The following is a 20,493-nucleotide window of genomic DNA, read 5'->3' as shown; positions in this document are numbered from 1 at the left end:
GATTCACTACGGCGCTTCGGGCCTCGACGGGCGAGCCGTGGGGCAGGATGGACGGCCATAGACGCTAGTTGGACCGGCGGCGGGCTACTTCGTCCAGAGCGGAGCGGGGTTCTGTCGCCGATCAGGGCGCAGTACTGATATCCGGTGTTGTCCGCAGGCTGAATCATCTTCTGCTGCAATCAGTTACCGTGCCCGTTGCGCCGCGGTCGGGAGTTCGCCCACCCGACCTGACAACCGACTGGGCACCCGGGAACGAACCTAGCGGCGCACGTGGTCCGCCGTGGCTCGAACGGATCGAGGGACCGGTGCAGCGGGGGCTTGACTAGATGTGAGCCGAACCCGTCCTGGCCTCGTCTTCGGCATAGCTACTGCCACGCTATCGGAGCGCCGGAAATCGACGAGACTGGTGCTGGGACCATAACGACCCGCGGCCACGGACACCCTCGACGGAAGAGGTAAGGAACCATGGAAGAAACGGAGCGAGACCAGCGATTGACCCACCGGGTCGACCATCTGTACGCGACCGACCCGCAATTTCGGGCCGCAGCACCACTGCCGGAGGTAACCGCCGCCGCGCACAGGCCGGGCCTGCGGCTGTGGGAAGTGGTGGAGGAGTACCTGGACGGCTACGCCCGCCGACCGGCCTTGGGGCAGCGAGCGCGGGAGGTGACGCGGGACGAGGCCACCGGACGTCGCACGACGACGCTGCTGTCGGGCTTCGACACGATCACCTACGGCCAGCTGCACGACCGCGTCATCGCGTTGGCCAACTCGTGGCAGTCGAGCGGCTTTCGTGCCGGTGACTTCGTCGCCGTGCTGGGTTTCACCAGCGTTGGTTACGCGGTGATCGATCTGGCGTGTATCCGCCTGGGCGCCGTGTTCGTGCCGTTGCAGACCAGCTCGACTGCCGCCCAGCTGGCGCCGATCGTCGCCGAGACGCAGCCGCGGATCTTCGCCACCAGCATCGAATCCCTCGACGTTGCAGTCGATATCGTGCTCGGTGCTCCCACAGTCCAGCGGCTGGTGGTCTTCGACTACCTCGGTGACGACGATGAGCAACGCGAGCGTTTCGAGGCGGCGACGGTGCGGCTGGCCGCCGCAGGCCGCACGCTGGATGTGGTGCCGCTGCTGCAGGAGCTGGCTGTCGGGCGCCGGCTGCCGATGGCGCCGCCGTTCGTTCCCGCGGCCGGCGAGGATCCGCTGGCCACGCTGATCTACACGTCGGGCAGCACCGGCACGCCGAAGGGCGCCATGTACACCACCGATCTGGTGGCGAGACTCTGGCTACGGCCGCACAGTCCGTCGCTCGACATCGGTATCGAGGTCCCGGCGATTCACCTGCAGTACATGCCGCTGAGTCACGTCTATGGGCTGGCGTGGCTGATCAGCACGCTGTCCGCCGGCGGCATCGGATACTTTGCCGCCGAGAGCGACATGTCCACGTTGTTCGAGGACATCGGGTTGGTTCGTCCTACGGCATTGAACCTCGTTCCGCGGGTGTGCGACATGATCTTTCGGCGATACCGCAAGGAGCTGGATCAGCCGCCGGTCGACGGGCAAAGTCCCGACGAACTGGACGACGCTGTGAAATCCGAACTGCGCCAAGATTTTCTCGGTGGCCGAGTGGTGTCGGCGATGTGCGGCAGCGCGCCGCTGTCGAAGCAGATGCATGCTTTCATGGAGTCGCTGCTCGACTGTCCCGTCAGCGATGGCTACGGGTCGACGGAGAACGGCGGCGGAATCATGCGCAGCGGAAAGATTCTGCGTCCGCCGGTGACCGATTACAAGCTCGTCGACGTTCCGGAGCTCGGCTACTTCACCACCGACGAGCCGCATCCGCGTGGGGAGCTCTACATGAAGTCGACCAGCCTGATTCCCGGCTATTACAAGCATCCCGAGCTGACCGCCGAGATATTCGACGAGGACGGTTTCTACAAGACCGGCGACATCATGGCGGAGATCGCGCCCGATCAGCTGGTGTACCTCGACCGCAGCAATAACGTCATCAAGCTTTCGCAGGGCGAGTTCGTCGCGGTGTCCAAACTCGAGGCGGATTTCGCTGCCAGCCCGTACATCCGGCAGATATTCGTCTACGGCAGCAGCGAGCAGGCGTTCCTCCTGGCCGTGGTCGTACCGAACCACGACAGGATCGGCGACGGCGACGCCCGTGCGCTGATCGCGGAGTCGTTGCATCGGATCGCGGCCGAGAACGATCTTCCCGGCTATGAGATCCCGCGAGACTTCCTGGTGGCGTCCGAGCCGTTCACCCGTGCCAACGGCCTGCTGTCGGGAATCGGCAAGTTGTTGCGCCCGGCGCTCAAGGTCCGTTACGGCGAACGGCTGGAAGCGATGTACGCCGATATCGCAGCGGGGCAGGAGAACCAGATCGATCAGCTGCGCGCGGTTGCCCGGGAGCTCCCGACGATCGACACCGTTCGACGCGCCGCTGTGGTAACGCTCGGCTCGGAGGCCGCTGGGACGGGCCTGCCAGCCGACGCCAAATTCGTTGAGCTCGGCGGTGATTCGCTCTCGGCATTTTCCTACGGCTCGCTGCTGGAGCAGATCTATCACATCGACGTGCCGGTGCAGACGATCATCGGCCCCACCGCAACACTGGACACCATCGCGGATTACATTGACGGCGAACGTACTTCGGCCTCGACGCGGCCCACGTTCGCCTCGGTGCACGGCCGCGACGCGACCGTCGCCCGCGCAGCCGATCTGACATTGGACAAGTTCATCGACGTGCAGACGTTGGAGGCCGCGCCCGCGCTCGAGGCGCCGACCGGCACGGTGACCACTGTCCTGCTCACCGGCGCCAACGGGTATCTCGGCCGCTTCTTGTGCCTGGACTGGCTCGAGCGGCTGGCGCCGATCGGGGGAAGACTGATCTGCCTGGCTCGCGGCGCCGACCCGATCGCGGCGCGCCAGCGCATCGAGGCCGCGATCGACAGCGGTGACGCCGAGTTGTCCCAGCACTTCCGCGATTTGGCCGACAAGCACCTCGAGGTCCTCGTCGGTGACGTGGGAGCCGCGCATCTCGGCGTCGACACCCCCACCTGGAACCGCCTGGCCGAGTCGGTCGACCTGATCGTGCATGTGGCTGCGATGGTCAACCACGTGCTGCCGTACAGCCAGCTGTTCGGCCCGAACGTGGTGGGCACCGCAGAAATCATCAAATTGGGAATCACCAAGCGGCTCAAGCCGATCGATTACATTTCGACGGTGGCGGTGACCGCACTGCCCGACGGCAGCTTCGTCGGCGAAGACGTGGACGTGCGCGCGGCCAGTCCGTCCCGTTCCCTGGACGCGTCGTACGCCAGCGGCTACGCAACCAGCAAGTGGGCCGGTGAGGTGCTGCTGCGCGAGGCACACGATCTGTGTGGGTTGCCGGTAGCGGTATTCCGTTCCGACATGATCTTGGCGCACTCGCGGTACTCGGGCCAGGTCAACGTGACCGATATGTTCACTCGCCTGGTCCTGAGCCTGGTGACGACCCACATCGCGCCGCGGTCCTTCTATCAGCTCGACGCGGCCGGCAACCCGCAGCGCGCCCATTACGACGGGCTGCCAGCCGACTTCACCGCCGCGGCGATCGCCACCCTGGGTGGGATTATCACCGGCGAATACCGCACCTACAACGTGCTCAACACCTACGACGACGGCATTTCCCTGGACACGTTCGTCGACTGGCTCACCGCGGCAGGCAACAAGATCGACCGGATCGAGAACTACAGCGAGTGGCTGATCCGGTTCGAAGCGGCGCTGCAGGCATTGCCCGAGGACCAGCGGAAGAACTCCGTGCTACCGCTGCTGAGTGCCTACGCCCGCCCCGCGGCACCGATGCCGACAGCCCCCATGCCCGCGGAAAAGTTCCGCGCCGCAGTGCAATCCGTCGCGATCGACAGCGCAAAGGATGTGCCACACCTGACCGAACCGTTGATCGACAAATACGTGACCGATCTACAGCAGCTGGGGCTGCTCGCGTCCGCCTCGGGAGCTTCTGCGGCCTGACTTCGCTAGCGAGGGAACCATCAACACATGACCTCGAGTGTCGAACTGCGGGTGTATGCCGAGCTGAACGACTTCGTGCCGGTGGCTGCGCGGTATGCGGCGCAGCTGCGGCCGATCCGTCCGCATCAGACCGTGAAGGACATCGTCGAGGCCGCGGGCATCCCGCACACCGAGGTCGACCTCCTGCTGGTGAACGGTGAATCGGTCGACTTCGGTCATCGCCCGCGGCCGGGTGATCGGCTCGCCGCCTACCCGGTGTTCGAGACATTGGATATCGGGCCGCTGACGCGGGTGCGTGCCCGTCCGCTGCGCGATCCGCGGTTCGTTGTGGACGTCAATCTCGGCGGGCTCGGGCGGCTGATGAGGTTGATGGGACTCGATGCCCGCGGCCCGGCCGATGCCGACGACACCGCGCTGGCTGCGGCCGCCGCGGCCGAGCGCCGGATCATACTCACCCGCGACCACGGACTTCTCAAGCGCCGCACCGTAACTCACGGGGTGTTCGTGCGTTCGGACCGGCCCTTCGAGCAGATCGTCGAGGTGATCCGCCGCCTCGATCTGGCCGATCGGTTGCTGCCGTTCAGTCGCTGCATGCGCTGCGGCGGGGTCTTGGCCGACGTGGCCAAACAGGACGTCGTCGACAGACTGGAACCACTCACCCGGGACTACTACGACACCTTCAGGCAGTGCCGGGAGTGCAGCTGGATCTATTGGGAGGGTTCGCATCAGCAGCGGCTGAACGACCTCGTTACCCGGATCCGCGACGCGATCGGACCGCAGTAGATGCCGTGCGCCCGTGCATAATTCGGTCCGGTTCGTGCCACACGACATCGTCGGCACAGGTCTCGGCGATGGCTGTGGCCCGGCGGGCTACCGTACTCGCTGCGACTGTGCTGTCCGGGTGGCGATCTGCGTCCGCGACGAGACGCCGAGTTTGCCCAGGATGTTGCCGACGTGGTGGTCGACGGTGCGCGGCGAGACCACCAGCTGCTGTGCGATCTGCCGGTTGCTCAGGCCCTGTGCGACGAGTTCGGCCACCTGCTGCTCGCGTGCGGTCAATACGACGCCGTCGTCCTTGGGGGGTTCGATGGAGGCACACTCGTCACGCTCGAGGGCGCAGGCGATCGCCTGGTCGTGGTCGAGGCTCTCGCCGCGTGCGCGCTCCGAGCGCAGCACCGCCTCCGGCAAGGCCGCGGCGACGGTTCGTTCGCAAGTGTCGTGCGGCTCTCGGTAGGGACCGAACGCCGTGACCGATGTATTGATTCGCCGCCACTCCGATGCGACTGCTCCGAGCAGCCCTGCCGCTCGCCGGTACTCGCCCCGGGCGGCGGTGCTCCAGGCCAGCAGTTCGATCATGAGTGCCGCGGCCACGTGGTCGTTGAACCCCGTCTGGATCTCCAGACCGGCACGGGTTGTCGCGATCGCCTGGTCGTACTCGCCCTGCACGTGCAGGTGCATGCCGAGGGCCCACAGGGCCAACGATTTACTCCATTGCTCGCCGCGCTTGTCGGCCAGGGCGATCGCCCGCCGGGCGGTCTCCGGTGCTCTGTCGTCGCGGACGTGTACTTGCACGACGGCGAGCTGAAACAGGGTCATCAGGGCCAAGCCGTCATCGTCGGGGTTATCGGCGAGGAGGCGCTCGTACATGGCGACGGCCGCTGCGGACAGGCCGTGAAAGCCCACCGAGGTGCCTCGTAGAATCTCCGCCCAGGCAACGGCACGGTGGTCGCCCACAGCAGCGGCGCGGGCGGTGCACTCGTCCAGTGCCCGGTCGGCCTGGTCAAGGTCGCCTTGTAGCAGCATCACCCATGCCGCGACCCACAGCGCTGGGATCCGTTCTGGGTCGCTCTCGTCGGAGTTGCGCAATGCTCGCTCGACCCACCGTCGCCCGTCGCCGAGGTATTTATCGGTACACCAGTGGTAGCGCAGCGCCGTGACCAGTGCCAGGGCCTCGTGTGTGGCGGTCGGCTCGTTGGTCGCCCAGTCGAGTGCCGCTCGGAGGTTGTCGTGCTCGGCGCGTAACTCGGCCAGACCGGCCGCCTGGCCGGGCCCGTTCCATGCCGCAGCGCTTCGCTCGGCGAGCGCGCGGTAGTAGTCGCAATGTCGCTTGCGCAGGGCGTCGGTCTCACCCAGTTCGCTCAGCTGGTGCCATCCGTACTCTCGGATCGTTTCCAGCATCCGGTACCGTGGTGGGCCGTCGGTCGGCGTGAGCACGAGGATCGACTGCATGATCAAGTGGTCGATCAGGTCCATGATCTCCTCGCGCGGCAGGTCGGGGCCGGCGCACACGCCCTCCGCGGCGTCCAGGGTGAAATCTCCGGCGAACACCGACAGACGCGCCCACAGCAGCCGCTTCGCCGGTCGCAGCAGCTCGTAGCTCCAGTCGATCAGCGCCCGCAGCGTCCGCTGCCGCGGCACCGCGGCCCGCACGTCGATGTCCAGCAGGGCGAATCGGTCGTCGAGCCGTTCCAACAGCGCCGGCATTGTCAGCGATCGTAGCCGGGACGCGGCGAGTTCGATGGCGAGCGGGATGCCGTCGAGCCGGCGGCAGATTCGCGTCACCGTGTCCATATCCTCGTCGGTCACAGTGATTTCCGGACGTACTGCGCGGGCCCGTTCCACCAGGAGTGCCGGCGCTTCGAAAGTAGCCAGTGTCGCCGGTGTGACCGCCGTGCCCGAGGCCGGAATCGACAGCGGCAGTACCGGATACACGTGCTCGCAGACGATCCCGAGCGCTTCCCGGCTGGTGGCCAGAATCCGCAGGCCGGCACATGCTTTCAGGAGGTGCTCGCACAGCTCACCGGACCTTTCGACCAGGTGTTCGCAGTTGTCCAGCACGAGTAGCGCCCGCAGGGGAGCGAGATGGTCGACGAGCTGCTGCTCGGCGCTTCGGTTCGACATGTCGTTGATTCCGAGGGTGGTCAGCACTGCCCGCGCTATCAGATCCGCGTCGCCGACGCGGGCCAGATCAACCAGCCACACCCCGTCCGGAAACGACTGGTTGGCCGCGGCCGCGACCTCGGTGGCCAGCCGGGTCTTTCCGACCCCGCCCACACCGGTCAGCGTGACCAGGCGCGCACTCGTGAGAAGCTTGCGGACATTGCGGATATCCCGTGCTCGTCCGACCAAGCTGGTGACCGCGAACGGCAGGTTGCCGACCACGCGAGCAGGCTTGCTTCTCGCCACAGGACCAATCTAACCCCGCCGACTAGGATGCGGTCGTAGTTCGATCCTCGATGATCAGGGAGGGCTCGACGATGACCACGATCCAACTGACCGCACCCGACGGCCCGATCGACGCGATTCTGGAGACCCCCGAGGGCTCCGGCCCCTGGCCCGGAGTCGTGGTCTTGCACGACGGCATCGGATTGAGCGACGATGTCCGCAACACCTGCCGCCGCCTCGCCGCCAACGGCTACCTGGCCGTCGCCCCGAATCTGTACGCGCGCGGCGGCGCCCGCTGCGTGCCGGCCGTCATGCGCGAGGTCATCAGCACCGGTGGAGGTCGCGCCACCCGCGATATTCTCGCCGCCCGCGACCACCTCGTCGCCGACGCCGACTGCACGGGCAAGGTCGCGGTGGTGGGTTTCTGCCTCGGCGGCGGCTTCGTATTGCTGGTGGCCCCCAAGGGTTTCGACGCCGCAGCGCCGTTCTACCCCTCCGGCCGAGCCGGTGCTACGTGTCACCGGCCTGGGGTACAACGCGGAGGCCACCGAGGATGCCTGGCAGCGCATTTTCGCCTTCTTCGGCACGCATCTGAGCTGAGCTCACCCGGTGGCAAGGGATCGAATCCTGCTCAGTCGGTGATGTGGTCGAAGTCGATCAGCAAATGTCTAGGGCCGCGGAAGATTTGGCTGCGCCGATACGGTGGCGGATCGACGACCAGGCGGGGTGTCACGACGCGGCGAAGGAAGATTTCCAGTGTCAGGTTGACTTCCAGTCGTGCGAGCGGACCGCCGAGGCAGGTGTGGATACCGCTGCCCCAGCCGAAATGCTCGTTGTCGTAGCGGTGGATGTCGAAGTGGTTCGGGTGGGCGAACCTGTTCGGGTCGCGGTTGGCGGCGGCGTAGACCAAATGCACCGCCGCGCCTTTCGGAATGATTGTGCCGGCGATCTCGATATCGGCGGTGGCGCTGCGGCTGGGGAAGAACTGCACCGCCGCCTGTAGTCGCTGGACCTCTTCGATTGCGCGGGGGAGCAGCTCCGGTCGGCTGCGCACCTGGTCGTAGCACCCGGGATTGCGTAGCAGCGTCATCACACTGTTGGCAATTGTGTTGACCGTCGAGTCGTGACCGGCGACAAGCAGCAGCATCGCATTGGACAACGCCTGCTCGGGAGGCATCGGGCCATCGGGGCCGTCGTCGCGAATCAATGTCGACAACAATCCCTGGCCGGGCTCGCGTTGCAGCGCTTCGATCAAGTCGGCCAGATATCGCAGGAGCGCCGCACGGCTTGCACGGGCCTGCTCACTGCGGATCCTGCCCTGCTCGGTTGCCGCATCCGGGCCGAGATCGATGCCGGTCAACATGTCGTAGATCCAGGCATGGAATCGGGGCTCGTCTGCGAGCGGAACCCCGAGGATCTTGCAGATCACCGTCACCGGCACCGGGTAGGCATAGTCGTCGACCACGTCCAGCCGGGTCTTGCCGGTGGCTGCGAGGTCGTCGAGCAGCCCGTTGCACACACGCACGATGTCGGGCTCCGCGCCGGGGATGACATCGGGTGAGTGTGGTGGACCGAAGTGGCGCATCACCTGTCGGCGCGCCCGATCGTGTGCAGGGGGATCGGACACGATGATGCTCGGCCGGCGACCGTAGGCCAGCATGTCCTCGGCGCCGGGTTCGGGGTCGGCGTCTGCTGTCAATGTGGCGCCCAACGGACTGCGGCTGATGTCGGAGCTGATCCGCGGGTCGTGTGCCAGCGCCAGCAATTCCTGGTAGCCGGTCACCACGTACAGGTCCTCGGCCACTCGCGCGACCGGGGTCCGGCGCAGTTGGTCGAAGAACGGGTACGGGTCGGCGCGGTGCTCGTATTTCATCGCCTCTGCCCAGGCGGTCGCTGCAGTCATGCTGGCTCCCTTGGTCAGTGGAACTCGGCACCCCGTGATGTGGGGTCGTGGCCGGTCAGCACCACGTCGGGAAGCCCGGTCGGCTCTCGCGGGTCGGGGAAGCGGGCCGGCACGGGGGTCGGGTCGGCGGCCTGGTCGTAGCCCGGCGGTGGTGGCGGGAAAGGCGCAGAGCGCTCGATCATCGCCGCGTAGTACGGCAGCCACTTGCCGTGGTTGAACGTCACCGCACCGACGATGCGACCACGGCGGCCGTAGGCGGCGGCAAAGCGATAGTCGCCGGGGGACCCCTGGGTGAACGCGATCTCATCGCCGAACGAGCACACCCCGACACCTTTGATGTTCACCCCGAATTGCGCCGACCAGAACGACGGCAGCGGCAGATGGGGTCGCCGGTCGGTTTCCAGGCTGATCATGTTGTTCGCGGCGACCTGCGCCCCGTACGCGGCGTTGTCCCAATGCTCCATCGAGATGAACTGGTATTCGTACAGCACGTGTGGCTGACGCGCGATATCCCCGGCCACGAAGATGTTGTCGGTCACCACCGCGTTGATGTCGAACGCGCGACAGCCCGCATCACAACCGACTCCCCAGAAACCGGCGGCCAGCCCGGCGCCCTGCAACCACTCGACGTTGCGGATGGACCCCAGCGACGCGACCACCACATCGACATCCAGCGTGGTCCCATCCGATAGTCGGGCCCGGCGCACATGCCCGCCGTCGTCGCCGTCGAGCGCTTCCACCGACACGCCGGTGCGCAGGTCGACCCCGGCGCTGCGCTGCATGCGTGCGGCGATATCGCCGATCACCCCGCCCAGCGGCCCAACCAGCGGCCCGCTTCCCCGCTCGGTGACGGTCACCGGCAGGCCCAGTTGGCAGCACACCGAGGCCATCTCCGAGCCGACGAACCCCGCGCCGACGACGAGAACCCGCTTCGGGCCCGCGTGCAGCGCCGCCTGCAGCCGGGCCGCGTCATCGCAGGTGCGCAGTGTGAACACCCCTTGCAGGGCGCCCTCAGCCGGATCGAACCATGGTCGCGCCCGGACGCCGGTGGCGATGAGCAGCCGATCGTAGGGCACCGTGTCCCCGGTGGCCAGCAAGACCCGGCGGTTCACCCGGTCCAAGCCGGTCGCGGCCACACCGAGCCGCCAGTCCGCGTCGATGGCCCGCATACGGGGCAGCTTGGTGTGATCGGCGCGAACCGATCCCCCGAGGACCTGCTTGGACAACGGCGGGCGGTCGTAGGGTTCGTGCGGCTCATCACCGATGAGGGTCAAGGGCCCGCGGAAACCCTTGTCCCGCAATGTCTCCGCGGCGCGTAACCCGGCCAGCGACGCCCCCACGATCACGATGCGACCCTCGGCCCGAAACGTCGCAACGACGTCCGCGACCAGCGATGCGGTGCTCACGTCGCCTGCTCCGCCCCTTCAGGGGTGTAGCTCTCGATCAGGATCGCCTGCACCGGGCACGACGCCGCCGCCCGCAAAACCCGCTGGCGCTGGGTGTCGTCAGGATTGGGGTCGTAGGCCAATGCCTCCTCACCCAGCAGTGTGAGCACCTTCGGAGCAAGCGGAACACATTGTGCGTACCCCTGACACCGGTTCAGATCAACCACGATGCGCATCCGTCAGCTCCTCGTTCGAAGTGCTTTCCGATGTGGCCACCGCCGATGCCGTGGCCTGTTCATTCGTCGGCCGACAACCATCTACGGTCTTCAGTTTCCCACCCGGCCAAGGCCTGCACCACCACAACCCGGATCCCCGTAAGGCAGTGGCGTCGCCCAGTTCCCCCCGTCGGGCAGCCCGCCACCGCCGCTGCCCGGAGTCGATGGGCGAACTGCACCGCGCTGCGGTCGAGGTATCGGTCGGCGTGTTCGAACCAGACCATGCTGGTCCGGGCGGCGGCCTGGATCGGACGCAGCGCAGCGCGACGCTGAACCCGTAGCCCCCGAAATATGCTGTCTGGTCGTCGTTTACGTGGATTTCCTGTTCACGGCACGCTGTGCGTGTCCGGACTCGGTCACCGGCGCTAGAAGCTGCTCCAGCCACCCCAACCGGGTGGCTTCCACCAGTTCCCCCAGCCGGGACCCCAGCCCCCACCGCCGCCCCAGCCCCAGCCGTGGCCGTGGCCCCAGCCGCCGCCGTGGCCGTGGCCCCAACCACCGCCGTGGCCGTGGCCCCAACCACCGCCGTGACCCCAGCCGTGGCCGTCGACGGGCTGGGTTGCAGAGGGGGGCGCCGATGCCTGCGCGGCGGGTGCTGGTGCCGCGGCTGTAATGACCGGAATCGCAGCAAATGCGGCTATACCCGCGGCAGCCGCCAACCGTGCGAACTTGGTGTGTGAATTCTTTCTCTCGATCATGATTGGGCTCCAAATGCTGTCCCGACCTGCCCGAATTCTACGCGGTTTCGCCGAAGTCCAGAAGTTGCGGCGTTAACCCGGCTATAATCCTCGACCGATTCTCCGCGGGTGCTTCGGCCACATCTGCCGTACGGCCGGCGCGTCGTCGGCGGCCTGTCGCACACCGGCGTGGAAGGCGGCTTCGAAGGTCGCCGGGGCAAACAGATTCGCAGGGATGGTCTCGGGGCGGGGAACGATGGCAACTGTTGTGGCGCGGTTCAGTTCGTTGTCGGCCGGAGCATGCGGATACCGGTGCGCGAGCGGCTCGATGACAAGGATCCGCTCCGCGCCGGTGGCCAAATCGGCGTTGATGGTCGAGTGCATGCCGCCGTCGACGTAGGCGGCGCCGTCGATGGTGACGGGAGCGAATACCCCCCGTGCGGCGGTACTGGCTGTGACGGCTTCGGCCGGAGAGGCTGGGCCGCTCGCAGTCCACACCCGCCGTTGCTCGGTGGCGGCGTCAACAGCGGTGATGAGCAGTTCTTTCTCTGGCCACGCGGTCAGGCCGATGAGATCGGCCATGTGGGCGATGCGCATTGCGGGATCATCGGGATCGAGCTGTGGCTCGGTATGCTCGCCGGCCGGTGCGGGCGGAGTTACCAAACGCATCGGATCGTTCCCTCCTGCGATCACACATCCTGCGATTGCACCGGACGATGTACCGACGATGCGGTCGGCAAGCGCCAGATCGATTCCCGCCTCGGCGAGTCCGATCATTACTCCCGTCATCCACATCAGGCCGACCGTGCCACCGCCGCCGAGGACAAGAGCGGTGCGGCAGTCGGTGGGCGTTGGTGATGTCATGGTGTCCGACAGCTCCTTGGTTATCTGTAGGTCTCGATCGGTTTCGCATCTCCGCCCGGTGGCCTGCAGGCGTCCGCAGTCATGCTCGGGTGGTTGCCACGGTGGCACGCCGGAACAGCTCGACCAGTTCGGCCGCATACGCGTCGGGATCGGTCAAAGCGCCCGTGGCGTAGCGGATTCCGGCCGCGTCGATGGCGGACCTCAGCGTCACCGCCAAGACGTGCGGGTCGAAATCGGTGAACTCACCGGAAGACTGGCCCTCCCGGAGCTCGGCTTCCAGCCGGGCCAGTGTGGCTTCCTGATGGTGCGGAATGCGCTGTGGATCCCCGTCGGCGGCACGGACGTTGTTGGAGATCTCGATCAAGGCCCGCAGCTGTTCGGGCCGGTCTCGGTGATAGTTCAGGTTCGCTGTGATGTAGGCCGACAGCCGCGGCCATCGACCGGGACCCGCGGCCGCGAGCCGCGTGTTCATGTACTGCTCGGCATTCAGGACGATGTGGTCGACCACTGCCGTCATCAGATCGTTCTTGCCCTCGAAGTGATAGGAGATCAGTCGCGTACTGCTGATTCCGGCGCGCGCCGCGATCTTGGCGAAGGAGGTCCCGGCGTACCCGAATTCGGAGAGGGTATCGATCGCCGCCGCGACTATCTGTGCACGCCGCGCCTCACTCGTTACTGACATGAGTAAATTTTTACTCCTATCGGTAAATATGTGCAAGGCGGGATCGATGTCCTGCGGCCACCCTGCGGCTCGGTCGTGTCCGAGCCTGCAGGATGGCTGGAGGCGCTGGGCTCAGTCGGATCGGTGTGCCGACCAGGGGAGGAAGAGTGCGGTGAGAAGCGCGCCGACGATCAGCACGCCGACGCACGAGAAAACCGCATGCGTCATTCCGTGGGCGTAGGCACTGTCGGCGGCGTGGGTCAACGCGGTGCCGATCCGGGGCGGAAGAGTAGCGGCTACGCCCTGCGCCCCGGCGATGTCGCCGCGACCGGCTTATGGCGGATCTGAGATATCAATAGGCAGAATACGGGAAGCCCGCCCCACGGCTCATCCTCCAGAGTGATCTGATGGATATAGAAACGCTTCTGGTTCACGCCGCTCGGCAGACTGCGGCCGCCGCGCATTCGGTCAGCGTCCCGCTGGTGCGTACGTCGACGACCGTGTTCGACTCGTTCGACGCATACAAGCGGGCGCAGAGCGGTCTGGTGTTCGACAGTCCGCGTTACGGCAGGTCAGGCACGTCGACGACGTTCGAACTGCAACGCGCGATGGCTCAGTTCGCGAACACCGAGTCGTGCATCGCGACCAGCAGCGGACTGGCGGCGATCACCGCCGCGCTCACCGTGCACTCCGGCCCCGGGTGCCACATCTTGGTGAGCGCGGGCGTGTACGGGCCCACCCGGGTCTTCTGCGACGAGGTGCTGATCCCGTCCGGAACCGACGTGGAGTACTTCGCCCACGACGCCGACGTATCGTCGCTACTCCGCGACACCACGAGCCTCGTGTTCGTCGAAACGCCTGCCTCGTTGACGATGGAGATGTGGGATGTCCCCGCTATCTGCGCGGCGGCGCACGATCGAGGAGTTCCAGTCGCATGCGACTCGACCTGGGGGACGCCGATCTTCTTCGACGCGCACGCGCTCGGGATCGACATCTCCATCCACGCCGCGACCAAGTTCATCAACGGCCACTCCGATCTGCTGCTCGGGCTGGTCACCGGAACTCTCGATGCCCTCGCCGACGTTCGTACATACTGCGACCGCAGCGGCACCCACGCCGCACCGGATACCTGCTGGCTCACGCTGCGCGGGCTGCGCACACTGGCTGTTCGCATGGAACGCCACGAACGCTCAGCTCTCGCCGTCGCGCAGTGGCTGCAGTCGCAGCCCGGTGTTCAGCGGGTGCTCTTCCCCGCCCTCGATACCGATCCCGGCTACGAGCTGTGGCGCTCCCAATTCTCCGGTGCGGCAGGCCCGTTCACCATCGAGCTGGCCCCATGCAGCGAAGACGCGTTCACCCGGTTCATCGACCATCTCTCCCTGTTCAGCCTCGGCTCGAGCTGGGGCGGGTTCGAGAGTCTGGTCATGCCCGCCGTGCCTCACCACCTGCGGGCCCTCGCCACTTCCGCGGACACACCCCGACTGGTCCGCTTTCACATCGGATTGGAAAGCCCCCCAGACCTTTGCGGCGACCTGGCCGCAGCACTGTCCGCCATGCGACGCAATAGAGATGCCACTGCGGGCGCGCTACGGCAGGAGGCGCCGGTGCTCGATATCCGCAAGCCACAACTGATTCGGCGCATCGGTGGTGAATCACGCTGAACCGGATCAGCATGCACCGGCGGCGCAGCCGCAATAGGATGCGGCGCGATCGAGGACCTCATTTGCCTTGCTCCCCACCATCGCCCGGCTACTGCCAGCCTCGGCGCGGACGGGCGTAGCGGGGTTTCAACACGTAGTGGTAGAGGGCGCGGATCGGGGAGGGCAGGAAATTGAGCATCTTGGCTTGTGCCTCGGCGGGCGCGTCGTCGAGTGCCCACGGCAGGTATTCGGTCACGGCGCGAAGTCCGTTGCGTTTGCGCATTTCCGCGCCGAATGCCGCCCATCCGGGCCCGCCGACGGTGCGGTCGATGAGCGGCAGGGCCACCTGTTCCTCGTGGGTGAAGTGCGTGTCGAGCGCCGCGGCCAGTGCGTCCACGCAGGACCGCAACCACAAGCCACCGCTGGAGGTGGCGATTCCGGCTTCCACCTTGGTCAGCAATTCCTCGAGGCCCTCGTGTTCGGCCTCCATGTCGTCGAGGATCGCCAGGTCTGCCGGATCGGTGACCGCGGCGCGCACCCGCGGCCACAGGGCGGCGTCCTCGGTGCTGTGGTGCCGGTCGAGCTGGCGTCGGAACGTCTCCCATCCGATCCGTACGGACGGCTCGCTGAGGCGGCCCTCGGCGACGGCGGCCGTGAGGCGTATCAGGTCGCGCATGCAGGCGTCGTGGGCCAGATACATTCCGAAGAAGTCGATTGTCGTGGTTGGTCTGTGGTCGTTCATGGTCATCTGCAACCGTTCTCGTTGAAAGTTTTTGGGCGAGCTGCATGTTCGAATCGGAGGCAAGTACTCACGGCATGACCGAGCCGCCCGCGATGTCGAGCGTGATGCCGGTGATCCACGACGACGCGGCGGAGGCGAGGAACAGTGCCGCGGAAGCGACGTCGTCGGGTGTGCCCAGTCGTCCCATCGGGAAGCCGCGCAGCAGGTGCTGCCGTTGTTCGTCGGACATGAAGCGCCGCATCCGCTCGTGCTCGATCGTGGCGGGCGAAACGCAGTTGACGCGAACCCCTTGGGGTGCAAGCTCTTTGGCCAAGTGACGACTCATCGACACCACTCCCGCTTTGGCTGCCGCGTAGGCGGTCGAGGCCGGGGTGGCCTGTCGGGCCGACGATGACGCCATGGTGACGACGGAGCCGCGGCGGGCGATCAGGTCCGGTAGGAACGTCGAGATGGTCAGGAACGTCGCCGTGAGGTCGGAATCCACTACGTGACGCCAGTGTTCGGCGGTCTCCTCGATCGACGGCACCGGTTGGCCGTAGCCGCCGGCGAAGGCGATCACGATGTCGACTCCACCGAAGTGCTCCAGGACCAGGGCGCGCACCCGGTCCAGGTCGGATTTCGAGGTGCAATCGGCGACGGCCGTCAAGACCAGCCGCCTGCGACATTGATCGCGGTCGCGACGTCGTCGAGCGCGTCGCGGTCGCGGCCCACCACGGTCACCGCAACACCGTTGCGGGCCAACGCGATGGCGGTGGCCGCGCCGATTCCACGGGAGCCACCGGTCACGACGGCGGTCTTGCCCGCCAGATCCGGGTGGTTGGCCATCACTACAGATTCCCGAGTAGCCACACCGCTGTCCTTTCGTGCTTTCGATAATTTAGTTAGACTGTCTGTATGAATGAATCAGGTTGGCAAGGTATTGTCAAGGCCATGAGCCCACGCCAATACAACCTGGGAAAGCGCACCGCGCAGGTCGAGCAGAGTCGCCGGCAGGTTCTCGACGCCGCCAGGGCTGTATTGGGTGAGGCCGACAGCTACACCGGATTCACGGTGGATGCGGTAGCCAAGCGCGCGGACGTGGCCCGCGCCACGGTCTACTACCAGTTCGGGTCGAAAACGGGCCTGCTGGAAGCGGTTTGCGATGATCTCGGTATGGTCGGCGGCCTGTCCCAGCTGGTCAACGCGTTCACCAATCCCGAACCACTCGCGGGGCTCGCCGAATTCATCGTCTGCTTCGCGCGGTTCTGGCAGGCCGACCGTCCCGCCATGCGGCGGTTGCGCGCCCTGGCCGCACTCGACGCCGACGTCCGCGCGGTCATCAGCGCCCGCGACGAGCGACGCCGCGAAGGCTTGGCGGTATTGGCGACTCCCTTCACCGACGCCGACGGGGACCTGCCGGAGGAAGGCGTCGATCGGCAGGTGCGTATCCTGCTGGCCCTCACCAGCTTCGAGACGTTCGACACGATGGCCGGACCGGACGGCGACCTGCTCGACGCCGTCCCGGTGATCACCGGGATCGCGTCCACCGTGCTGGGAGCAAACGCATAGGAATATTCGGCCCCGGAAGACAAGCCCCGGCGGCGCATCGGCACGCTGTGCAGGTGCCGGTCCCGCCGTCGATCAGGCGCTGCGTACGTGTCCGGCGGTATGGACTTCGGCCTTGTCGTCGGTTGGTGTGTCGCCGGCCCCAGCCTTGATCTGGGCGATTTGCTTGGCGGCGTCCGCGGTGAAGTACCCGCCGACGACAACGCCTGTGAGCACGGTGAAGTTCGCGGTCAGCGGATCCAGGGCGTTCCCGCCTCGACTACCGACGAGACTCGAGAAGGCCGTCCAGGCAACGAGAACCAGATAGGTCACGACGAATCCGGCGGCGATGGCATCACGCATCGAGTTCCGGTTCGCCCGCCCCTGTGCTCGCTTGCGTTGCAAGAGCCAGACCCCGAAGAAGGTCGCCGCGGCTATCACTCCGGCGCCGCCCGCGAGCGGGCAGTCCCTCCTTTTGAAGAAGTAGTCCCATAGTGGGGCAACAGCCGCGACGAGGACCGACGAGGTCACGAGAACCGTGGCGCCGATCGCGGTCGCGCTGAGTTCGGAAAGTTTGGGCATGGTGTTCTCCCGAGGGTAGGTCCGCCCGGCTCGGTATCAGCCTCCGGTTCCGTTGAGGGCGTTGATATCTGCGCGGAGTGCGGCGATGTCGATGAGCTGTGTGTTGGTGTCCTCCTGGGTGATCACGACCCATGCCTCGTCCAGGCAGGCCGCCGTCCAGGCGGTGGTGGACTGCTGCTGCGCGCCCCAGGTGACCCAGGTGTCGGTGTTGTTGCCGTCGGCGGCCACCTTGAGGATGCAGTGGCCTTCGCTCGGGTCGGGCTGTTCACCGTTGGCGACGGTCCACGGCTGCTGTCGGCTGAACAGTTGGTCGGCATCGTCGGTGAGGGAGACCCCGCAGTAGGTGCCGGTGAAGGCGGCCATGGCGGCGTCGACGGCGGCCGGGTCGGTGTGGTCGACAGGGGCGAAAGCGCTGATCTTGCCGGCCCGATACCAAGCCAGCAGCAGCTGGGCGATGTTGGCGCCCTTGTCCACCCCATGATCGTATTTCAGGTATTCCGTGACGAGATCGTTTGAGCTTTCCCAGCTTTCGCTTTCCTGGCCGCGGGCGGCCTTGGCCATCCGGTAGTGCTGGCGGCCGGCGAACGTACAGTCGCCGACCCCGCTCGGGTGACTGTTACAGGTCGGGTCGGGTCCGTTGCCGAGCATGCCCCAGTCGGTGATGCCCTGGCTGACATCGACCGGGTATTCGGGTGTGGGCAACGGTTGGCCGGACCGGGTGTAGTCGTGCAGGTATTTCAGCGGAAACCGGTCGGCGGGCGCCAGTGCGGGTAGCCGGCCGCGTTTGCCGGGTGTGCGGTGTTCAGACATGTGCTTCTGCCTTTTCTGTGACGAGTTTCGTGAAAGCCGGTGCGACGCCGTTGCCCGGGCCGCCTGCGAAGAAGTAACTGCCCCAGTCGGTGCCGCTCTGCATGGTCTGGGTGATGTCGTAGTAGGTGGAATTCTCTTGGGAGGTACTGCCGTTGAGGTCCGACATGGTGCCGTCGGTAGCGGTTTGGACCTGAATGACCTTCTGGAAGCAGGCATTTGGCCAACCAGCCTCGGCGAGTTCGCCGCTGCCCATCTGCGTCGTGGTCTGGGTGGGGTCGGCCAGCGCGGAATACACCTCACCCCAGAACCCGGCCCAACCGGCGTGGTCGGCCAGGGCGGCGGTCCCGAACAGCGACGCGGGATAGTAGCCGAGCCAGACGCCCTGCACCTGGAACCACCAATTGCCCTGCCACAGCTGGAATTTCATGCTCACGCCGAGTTGCTGGCCGCCGATGACGCTGATGCCGTTGATCGCCATGCCCGGGTGGGCGGTGGCGTCGTATTGGATCCAGCCCTGCACGGCCTCGTTGTAGCCGCCGAGGTTGTCGCCGTCCTTGGTGTAGCCGTTGGTGGTGTAGTAGGTGAAGACGTGTGGGTTGGCGTCGCCGTTGAGGCCCTGATCGACGGTCCAGCCCGCCTCGAGCGACTGCAGCTGCGGATTGTCGTAATTCTGCAATCCGAATTGATTGATCGAGTGATCACTGCTGTTTTCGACCGACGGGTCGTATACCGCCTGGAAGGACTGGCAACCGTAGAACGTGCCCGTCTGGCTGCTGGTGGCGTGGTAGTAACCGAACGGATCCGGATCGGCGGCACCGCCGTCCTGCCCCGCGCCGCGACGGTCGATCCCCTTCTTGTCGGCGCCGCGCCGGGCGACGCGACGAGCGTGAACGACCAGGTCCCGCAGGATCGGCACGGTGCCCTCGGGTCCGCGTTCGGCGTTCGGGTCCTGCAGCTCGAACTCAACCGCACCGGGCTCGCCGGGAACCGGGCCGGTCGGTCGCCGCGAACCGGAATCTCCGGGGGCAGGCGGCGGTGTCGCGATCTGTCCGCCGGGAACCTGGGCTTCGATCGGTACCCAGTCGATGAGCCGTCCGCTCGCAGTGGTGGTGGTCGCCACGGCCGCGGGATGCGGTGCCACATGCCGAGCGGCGATCGCATCGGCGTCTTTGTTCGCATCTGTCTCGTTGTTCATGCTTCCTCCAGTGGAATCGGATGCCTTCCACTACAGCCGGACAGCGGACCTGCGGAAACGATCAAATCGAGCTGAGGTTTTCACCGTTCGCGATCACCGCAGGGAAACAGCGGGGATGCCGGGAGCGACGCCCGCTTCAGGCGGCGTCGTCGGCGGGGACATCCACCCGCACTTGGTCGATACCGACTTCGCGCAGCACAGAACCCAGTGCAACGCTTCGGAATCGTCGGAGGCACGCCACAACAGCGACCACGGATAGCACGTGGCAGGCTCGATCAGTGGCAGCCACCGCAGCCCGGGAATCGGTGTGCAGGACCGGGGTACGCACAGTGCGCACCGGCGCTCCCGCAGTAGGATGCGTGCGCACATCATGCTCTGGACGGTGCCCGGAAATACGGTGGGGATGAATCCCGACAGCAGGCACAGGTCCCGGACGAACTGGTTGTATTCCGGCGCACGTGTCTCGTCCGCGAACAGCAGTGCCGTGTCGGCCAGATCGGCGACCGCCACCGCATCCCGGTCGCCCAGCCGGTGCCCGTCTCCGACGAGCACACCCATCGGGTCCAGCCGTACGATCTGCGAGGCGATGCCGTTCGGGGCGTGCGCGGCGCGACCGATGCCGATGTCCAGCCGGCCCTCGGCGAGTAGCCGATACTGTTCGGGCACACCGGCTTCCACGTGATGGATCTCGATGAGTGCCGGAAGGTGATCGCGCACCGCGTCGAGAATCAGCGGCATCGTGTCGAAGCTGGCGTCGCCGACCGCGACCCGGAGTTCCGCGGCTACGGTCGCAGCGCGGGTTGCGGCGACGGCGTGGTCGAGGTTATGGAGGATGCGGCGGGTCTCCGACAGCATGACGTCCCCGGCTGGCGTGAGCCGCACGTAGTGGGTGGTGCGTTCGAGCAGTGCGACCCCGAGCTCGCGTTCCAATCGCTGAATCTGCTGGCTCAGCGCAGACTGCACAATGTGCTCGCGGGCGGCGGCGCGTCCGAAATGCAATTCCTCGGCCACGGTCACGAAGAACCGCAGCTGTCGTATCTCCACCGGTAGCCCTTC

General features: G+C 66.4%; 18 protein-coding genes and 1 pseudogene. 5 read left to right on the top strand and 14 right to left on the bottom strand.

What is annotated here, in order from left to right; genetic code table 11:
• Positions 1 to 465 precede the first annotated feature (465 nt).
• Both car and KO481_RS28405 read left to right on the top strand, forming a co-directional pair.
• Entirely contained in the window at positions 466 to 4,014 is a 3,549-nt protein-coding gene (gene car, locus KO481_RS28410) for a carboxylic acid reductase (protein ID WP_215921603.1), read from the top strand.
• Positions 4,015 to 4,041: 27 nt separating this feature from the next.
• The gene (locus KO481_RS28405; RefSeq protein ID WP_215921601.1) at positions 4,042 to 4,797 is read left to right on the top strand and encodes a Mut7-C RNAse domain-containing protein; all 756 of its coding nucleotides are present in this window, start codon (positions 4,042 to 4,044) and stop codon (positions 4,795 to 4,797) included.
• Between the two features lie 87 nt (positions 4,798 to 4,884).
• Here KO481_RS28405 and KO481_RS28400 read toward each other — a convergent pair whose 3' ends face one another.
• The gene (locus KO481_RS28400) at positions 4,885 to 7,200 is read right to left on the bottom strand and encodes an ATP-binding protein (protein WP_215921596.1); all 2,316 of its coding nucleotides are present in this window, start codon (positions 7,198 to 7,200) and stop codon (positions 4,885 to 4,887) included.
• Positions 7,201 to 7,271: 71 nt separating this feature from the next.
• On the opposite strand from KO481_RS28400, the pseudogene KO481_RS28395 reads away from it, so the two are divergent.
• Positions 7,272 to 7,779 (top strand): annotated as a pseudogene (locus tag KO481_RS28395) (dienelactone hydrolase family protein).
• A gap of 31 nt (positions 7,780 to 7,810) precedes the next feature.
• On the opposite strand, the gene KO481_RS28390 reads toward KO481_RS28395, so the two are convergent.
• From KO481_RS28390 to KO481_RS28365, 6 genes are all read right to left on the bottom strand, one after another.
• Entirely contained in the window at positions 7,811 to 9,082 is a 1,272-nt protein-coding gene (locus KO481_RS28390) for a cytochrome P450 (RefSeq protein WP_215921594.1), read from the bottom strand.
• A gap of 14 nt (positions 9,083 to 9,096) precedes the next feature.
• On the bottom strand, positions 9,097 to 10,488 hold the full coding sequence (locus KO481_RS28385) for an NAD(P)/FAD-dependent oxidoreductase (protein ID WP_215921592.1): 1,392 nt from the start codon (positions 10,486 to 10,488) through the stop codon (positions 9,097 to 9,099).
• The gene (locus KO481_RS28380; protein ID WP_215921590.1) at positions 10,485 to 10,703 is read right to left on the bottom strand and encodes a ferredoxin; all 219 of its coding nucleotides are present in this window, start codon (positions 10,701 to 10,703) and stop codon (positions 10,485 to 10,487) included. Before KO481_RS28380 ends, KO481_RS28385 begins: the two co-directional genes overlap by 4 nt.
• A 404-nt stretch (positions 10,704 to 11,107) precedes the next feature.
• The gene (locus KO481_RS28375) at positions 11,108 to 11,440 is read right to left on the bottom strand and encodes a hypothetical protein (protein WP_215921582.1); all 333 of its coding nucleotides are present in this window, start codon (positions 11,438 to 11,440) and stop codon (positions 11,108 to 11,110) included.
• Positions 11,441 to 11,521: 81 nt separating this feature from the next.
• On the bottom strand, positions 11,522 to 12,196 hold the full coding sequence (locus KO481_RS28370; RefSeq protein WP_215921580.1) for a patatin-like phospholipase family protein: 675 nt from the start codon (positions 12,194 to 12,196) through the stop codon (positions 11,522 to 11,524).
• Positions 12,197 to 12,362: 166 nt separating this feature from the next.
• Positions 12,363 to 12,965, bottom strand: a complete 603-nt coding sequence (locus KO481_RS28365) for a TetR/AcrR family transcriptional regulator (RefSeq protein ID WP_215921578.1) — start codon at positions 12,963 to 12,965, stop codon at positions 12,363 to 12,365.
• A 386-nt stretch (positions 12,966 to 13,351) separates the two neighbouring features.
• On the opposite strand from KO481_RS28365, the gene KO481_RS28360 reads away from it, so the two are divergent.
• Positions 13,352 to 14,605: a trans-sulfuration enzyme family protein gene (locus tag KO481_RS28360; protein ID WP_215921576.1), complete on the top strand. Its 1,254-nt coding sequence runs from the start codon at positions 13,352 to 13,354 to the stop codon at positions 14,603 to 14,605.
• An 88-nt stretch (positions 14,606 to 14,693) separates the two neighbouring features.
• Here the strand turns inward: KO481_RS28360 and KO481_RS28355 are convergent, their stop codons facing one another.
• The 3 genes from KO481_RS28355 to KO481_RS44065 all read right to left on the bottom strand — a co-directional run bounded on the left by KO481_RS28355 (position 14,694) and on the right by KO481_RS44065 (position 16,175).
• The gene (locus tag KO481_RS28355) at positions 14,694 to 15,332 is read right to left on the bottom strand and encodes a hemerythrin domain-containing protein (protein ID WP_215921574.1); all 639 of its coding nucleotides are present in this window, start codon (positions 15,330 to 15,332) and stop codon (positions 14,694 to 14,696) included.
• A 61-nt stretch (positions 15,333 to 15,393) separates the two neighbouring features.
• On the bottom strand, positions 15,394 to 15,972 hold the full coding sequence (locus KO481_RS28350) for an SDR family NAD(P)-dependent oxidoreductase (protein ID WP_215921572.1): 579 nt from the start codon (positions 15,970 to 15,972) through the stop codon (positions 15,394 to 15,396).
• A complete protein-coding gene (locus tag KO481_RS44065) occupies positions 15,969 to 16,175 on the bottom strand; it encodes an SDR family NAD(P)-dependent oxidoreductase (RefSeq protein ID WP_215921571.1) in 207 nt (68 codons plus the stop codon). The genes KO481_RS28350 and KO481_RS44065 overlap by 4 nt, the downstream gene beginning before the upstream one ends.
• Before the next feature lie 81 nt (positions 16,176 to 16,256).
• On the opposite strand from KO481_RS44065, the gene KO481_RS28340 reads away from it, so the two are divergent.
• Positions 16,257 to 16,874, top strand: a complete 618-nt coding sequence (locus tag KO481_RS28340) for a TetR/AcrR family transcriptional regulator (protein WP_215921568.1) — start codon at positions 16,257 to 16,259, stop codon at positions 16,872 to 16,874.
• 72 nt (positions 16,875 to 16,946) lie between these two features.
• Here KO481_RS28340 and KO481_RS28335 read toward each other — a convergent pair whose 3' ends face one another.
• The 4 genes from KO481_RS28335 to KO481_RS28320 all read right to left on the bottom strand — a co-directional run bounded on the left by KO481_RS28335 (position 16,947) and on the right by KO481_RS28320 (position 20,481).
• On the bottom strand, positions 16,947 to 17,432 hold the full coding sequence (locus KO481_RS28335) for a hypothetical protein (RefSeq protein WP_215921566.1): 486 nt from the start codon (positions 17,430 to 17,432) through the stop codon (positions 16,947 to 16,949).
• 36 nt (positions 17,433 to 17,468) lie between these two features.
• Positions 17,469 to 18,242, bottom strand: coding sequence for a hypothetical protein (locus KO481_RS28330; RefSeq protein ID WP_215921564.1), 774 nt, complete (start codon positions 18,240 to 18,242; stop codon positions 17,469 to 17,471).
• Entirely contained in the window at positions 18,235 to 19,437 is a 1,203-nt protein-coding gene (locus KO481_RS28325) for a neprosin family prolyl endopeptidase (RefSeq protein WP_215921562.1), read from the bottom strand. Before KO481_RS28325 ends, KO481_RS28330 begins: the two co-directional genes overlap by 8 nt.
• Positions 19,438 to 19,530: 93 nt before the next feature.
• Positions 19,531 to 20,481, bottom strand: a complete 951-nt coding sequence (locus tag KO481_RS28320) for a LysR family transcriptional regulator (RefSeq protein WP_215921560.1) — start codon at positions 20,479 to 20,481, stop codon at positions 19,531 to 19,533.
• Between the last annotated feature and the right edge of the window lie 12 nt (positions 20,482 to 20,493).

This window comes from Nocardia albiluteola, assembly GCF_018860155.1.
Classification (GTDB): domain Bacteria; phylum Actinomycetota; class Actinomycetes; order Mycobacteriales; family Mycobacteriaceae; genus Nocardia; species Nocardia albiluteola.
Note: the sequence above shows the minus strand (reverse complement) of the source record. Positions and strands in the feature narration are given on the sequence as shown.

Coding starts and splice junctions, on each gene's coding strand:
- KO481_RS28370 (WP_215921580.1), bottom strand. CDS start 12,196: ATGATCGGACTCGCCGAGGCGGGAATCGATCTGGCGCTTGCCGACCGC.
- KO481_RS28325 (WP_215921562.1), bottom strand. CDS start 19,437: ATGAACAACGAGACAGATGCGAACAAAGACGCCGATGCGATCGCCGCT.
- car (WP_215921603.1), top strand. CDS start 466: ATGGAAGAAACGGAGCGAGACCAGCGATTGACCCACCGGGTCGACCAT.
- KO481_RS28390 (WP_215921594.1), bottom strand. CDS start 9,082: ATGACTGCAGCGACCGCCTGGGCAGAGGCGATGAAATACGAGCACCGC.
- KO481_RS28330 (WP_215921564.1), bottom strand. CDS start 18,242: ATGTCTGAACACCGCACACCCGGCAAACGCGGCCGGCTACCCGCACTG.
- KO481_RS28340 (WP_215921568.1), top strand. CDS start 16,257: ATGAGCCCACGCCAATACAACCTGGGAAAGCGCACCGCGCAGGTCGAG.
- KO481_RS28360 (WP_215921576.1), top strand. CDS start 13,352: ATGGATATAGAAACGCTTCTGGTTCACGCCGCTCGGCAGACTGCGGCC.
- KO481_RS28335 (WP_215921566.1), bottom strand. CDS start 17,432: ATGCCCAAACTTTCCGAACTCAGCGCGACCGCGATCGGCGCCACGGTT.
- KO481_RS28380 (WP_215921590.1), bottom strand. CDS start 10,703: ATGCGCATCGTGGTTGATCTGAACCGGTGTCAGGGGTACGCACAATGT.
- KO481_RS28355 (WP_215921574.1), bottom strand. CDS start 15,332: ATGACCATGAACGACCACAGACCAACCACGACAATCGACTTCTTCGGA.
- KO481_RS28405 (WP_215921601.1), top strand. CDS start 4,042: ATGACCTCGAGTGTCGAACTGCGGGTGTATGCCGAGCTGAACGACTTC.
- KO481_RS28375 (WP_215921582.1), bottom strand. CDS start 11,440: ATGATCGAGAGAAAGAATTCACACACCAAGTTCGCACGGTTGGCGGCT.
- KO481_RS28365 (WP_215921578.1), bottom strand. CDS start 12,965: ATGTCAGTAACGAGTGAGGCGCGGCGTGCACAGATAGTCGCGGCGGCG.